Annotated in this window: 2 protein-coding genes; both read right to left on the bottom strand. The window is 45.0% G+C overall.

Translation table 11 applies throughout. The features are described 5' to 3' along the window. A partial coding sequence (locus AC1DUA_RS38175; protein ID WP_477504658.1) for a histidinol-phosphatase occupies positions 1 to 593 on the bottom strand: 593 nt, incomplete at its 3' end. A gap of 26 nt (positions 594 to 619) precedes the next feature. After that, the coding region (locus tag AC1DUA_RS38170; protein WP_477504657.1) for a LysR family transcriptional regulator substrate-binding protein at positions 620 to 1,261 on the bottom strand (642 nt) is incomplete at its 5' end.

Genomic DNA, 1,261 nt, shown 5'->3' with positions numbered 1-1,261 from the left:
GACGTATTGATCTCGATGGCTACACCGGACTCGCCAATAACTTTCAACGTTTCGTTGACGGCTGGTGTTGGGATGTCAGAGAAAGCTGGGTAGAAACCTTTCATAGCGTCAATATGCCCAAGGATGTTGAACATGCCGGAGCGAGCGGATTCTGCAATAAGACGATAGTACTCTTCTTTTTGCTCGATCTTCTGGGCATCATTCAAATCCTTCCATCTGTTGCGATTGAAGATGCTGACACCGCCAGACAAGTGCACAGAACCTATAATGTAGTCGAAGGGGTATTTGGCATACTCTTGACGATAAATGTCAGCGTGCTCAGGGAAATAATCGGATTCTACGCCTAACAGTACATCAATTTTACCTTCGTATTCTTTTTTTAGCTGAAGCACTTCCTCGATGTATCGGGGAAATTCGCTTTTGGCCATGGCGATTAAAGGTTGTGCGTGATCTTCCGGACTTCCGAAATAAGGAGAGTGGTCTGAGATCCCAATCGCCTTCAAACCACCAGAAATGGCGGCTTCGATATAGTCGCGAATTTTATCCTGGGCGTGCCCGCATCGGTCGTGATGGGTATGTAGGTCGAATTTCATACGATAATACCTCCTAAGCCTGTTAATTATTCTGAGCCAAGAAATTGGGTTTCCGGCATACCTTTTAAATCTCGAAGGAATTGCTGCATGGCAGAATTTAAGTAACGTCCCGACTTATATACTACACCTACAGGATGGGTAATATCCAACTCATTTACTTTTACTATTTTCAATGTGCCGTGCCGCAGTTCATCCGCTACAGACAGCTTGGAAATGATGGCGACGCCGAGATTCAACTCGACCATCCGCTTCACTTCTTCACTGCTGGACAGCTCCATCACAATATGCGGTGAGACGTCGTAGTTTTTGAAAACTTGGTCGACAAAGCGTCGCCCGGCGGTTTCTGGAGAAAGCATGATGAATGAAATATTGCGCAACTTTTCAATGGATATATGGGCGAATCGGCTGAGCGGGTGCTGCGTTGATACAACGAGCTCGAAATTGTCGTAATATAGCACGGATGTTTCTAAGGCTTGATTTTTCTCGAATAAATAAGTAATCCCGATATCGATTTGACTATTCTCAACAGAGGTCATAATTTGCGAAGATGTCATGGAGTGAATGGTCGTTTTGATCAAAGGGAATTGGTCTTGGAAATAAGAAAGCACCCGTGGTAAAATTTGCATGGCAATTGAGGTCGTCGTGCCGATGTGGATATGGCCTTGAGG

This window comes from Paenibacillus sp. 01T422, from assembly GCF_056398785.1.
Note: the sequence above shows the minus strand (reverse complement) of the source record. Positions and strands in the feature narration are given on the sequence as shown.